This is a genomic window from Mycobacterium simiae (genome assembly GCF_008370645.1).
Taxonomy (GTDB): Bacteria; Actinomycetota; Actinomycetes; order Mycobacteriales; family Mycobacteriaceae; genus Mycobacterium; species Mycobacterium simiae_A.
The window spans coordinates 1-2,308 of the sequence record NZ_VTZN01000333.1 but is presented as its reverse complement, the minus strand read 5'-3'; the positions used below and the strand labels follow the sequence as shown (position 1 = coordinate 2,308).

At 64.8% G+C, this 2,308-nt stretch carries 3 protein-coding genes; all 3 read left to right on the top strand.

Annotated elements, in window-relative coordinates; all coding sequences use genetic code 11:
- Positions 1 to 47 precede the first annotated feature (47 nt).
- Positions 48 to 1,016 carry a helix-turn-helix transcriptional regulator gene (locus tag F0Q45_RS25455; RefSeq protein WP_149656513.1) on the top strand — a complete coding sequence of 323 codons (969 nt, stop codon included), beginning with the start codon at positions 48 to 50 and terminating at the stop codon, positions 1,014 to 1,016.
- Positions 1,017 to 1,083: 67 nt separating this feature from the next.
- Entirely contained in the window at positions 1,084 to 1,338 is a 255-nt protein-coding gene (tatA, locus tag F0Q45_RS25450; protein ID WP_149656512.1) for a Sec-independent protein translocase subunit TatA, read from the top strand.
- A 148-nt stretch (positions 1,339 to 1,486) separates the two neighbouring features.
- Positions 1,487 to 2,308, top strand: an 822-nt coding sequence (gene tatC / locus F0Q45_RS25445) for a twin-arginine translocase subunit TatC (protein ID WP_373425091.1), incomplete at its 3' end; no start/stop codon positions are given.

Sequence of the window (2,308 nt, the reverse complement as noted above, 5' to 3'; positions counted from 1 at the left end):
CGCGTCGGCGACGATGCAGAGCGAAGCGATGCGGAGGAGCAGCGCCGATGACCCCGGTATCCACCCGGCTGGTGCGGCTGCTCAACATGGTGCCGTACTTCCAGGCCAACCCGCGGATCACCCGCGGCGAGGCCGCGACCGATCTCGGGGTCTCCGCCAAGCAGTTGGAGGAAGACCTCAATCAGCTGTGGATGTGCGGACTTCCCGGTTACTCCCCGGGAGATCTCATCGATTTCAAGTTCTCCGGCGACACCATCGAGGTGACGTTTTCGGCCGGCATTGACCAGCCCCTGAAACTCACCTCGCCAGAGGCCACCGGCCTGGTGGTCGCGCTGCGGGCGCTGGCAGATATTCCCGGCGTCGTCGATCCGCAGGCAGCGCGCAGTGCGATCGCCAAAATCGCGGCGGCGGCCGGCGCGGCGGGGCAGGGCAGCGCGGGGGGCGCCGTTGACGAACCGGCGCCCGTCGAAAGCCGGGCGGCGACCGCGGTGCGCGGCGCGGTGCGTAGCAGACATGCGCTGAGCATCGACTATTACTCGGCGTCACACGACACGCTCACCACCCGGACCGTCGATCCCATCCGGGTATTGCTGATTGGTGGGCACAGCTACCTGGAGGCCTGGTCTCGCGAGGCCGAAGGAGTCCGGCTGTTTCGGTTCGACCGGATCGTCGACGCCGTCGAGCTAGCAGAACCCGCGACGCCGCCTGAACCGACGCTGCAGGCGCCACCGGACACGTCACTGTTCGAGGGCGATCCGTCCTTGCCGTCGGCGACGCTGCGAGTTGCGCCGTCGGCATCCTGGATTCTCGATTACTACCCGATTAGGGAGCTGCGTGAGCTGCCCGACGGTTCCTGCGAAGCGGCGATGACCTACGCCTCGCAGGATTGGATGACCCGTCTCATGCTGGGCTTCGGGTCGGCTGTCCAGGTGCTGGCGCCCGAGTCGCTTGTTCAGCGGGTCCGGGCTGCTGCGGCGGCCGCCTTGGCGGCCTATCAGGCGGCCGAGCAGGCATGACGGCGCGGCCCGATGGCTGGCCGGCGTTGCTGCGGTAGCATCGGGGGAACGTCTGGAGGTAATCAAAGTGGGCAGTCTTAGTCCGTGGCATTGGGCGATCCTTGCTGTGGTGGTGATCGTGCTGTTCGGTGCCAAGAAGCTTCCCGATGCGGCGCGCTCGTTGGGCAAGTCGATGCGGATCTTCAAATCCGAGATACGTGAGATGCAGAGCGAAACCAAAGCGGAACCGTCTGCTATTCAAAATCCCACGCCGGTGCAGTCGCAGCGGGTCGAGCCACCCCCGGCTGCTAGTCAGGATCACCCCGAGGCAAGGCCGGCGTAGCCCGGCTCGGCCGTCGGCGATACTCAAGCATCACTGATCCGACACTTCCGACATCGTGAACGGTTTCAGGGCTTCAGCGCGCGCCGCGGCTGTGCTCAAGCGGCTCAATCCACGCAACCGGCGCGGGAGAGTCAACCCAGATGCGACGATGTCGCTGGTCGACCATCTGACCGAGCTGCGCACCCGGCTGCTGATCTCGCTGGCCGCCATCCTGATCACCACGATTTTCGGGTTTATCTGGTACTCGCATTCGATCTTCGGGTTGCCCAGTCTGGGCGAATGGCTGCGACATCCCTACTGTGCTCTGCCGCAATCGGCGCGGGCGGACATCAGCGCTGACGGCCAGTGCCGATTGCTGGCCACTGCGCCGTTCGACCAGTTCATGCTGCGACTCAAAGTCGGGATGACCGCCGGGATGGTGCTGGCCTGCCCGGTGTGGTTATACGAGCTCTGGGCGTTCATTACGCCGGGCCTGTACAAAAGGGAGCGCCGCTTCGCGGTGGCGTTCGTTATCCCGGCGGCGGTTTTGTTTGCCGCCGGCGCGGCGCTGGCCTATCTGGTGCTGTCCAAAGCCCTCGGCTTTTTGCTGACTGTGGGTAGCGACGTCCAAGTGACCGCGCTCTCTGGCGACCGGTATTTCGGCTTCCTGATCAATCTCCTGGTGGTGTTCGGAGTTAGCTTCGAATTTCCGCTGCTGATCGTCATGCTCAACATGGCGGGCATGCTGACCTATGAACGGCTCAAGTCCTGGCGGCGCGGCTTGATCTTTTCAATGTTCGTGTTCGCGGCGGTGTTCACGCCCGGCTCGGACCCGTTCTCGATGACCGCGCTCGGGATGGCACTGACCGTGTTGCTCGAGTTCGCCATTCAGATCGCCCGGCTACATGACAAGCGGAAAGCCAAGCGCGAGGCGGTGCTCTCCGATGACGAAGCGTCGGTTGTCGAGCCGCCCGAGCCGATACCGGCGCCG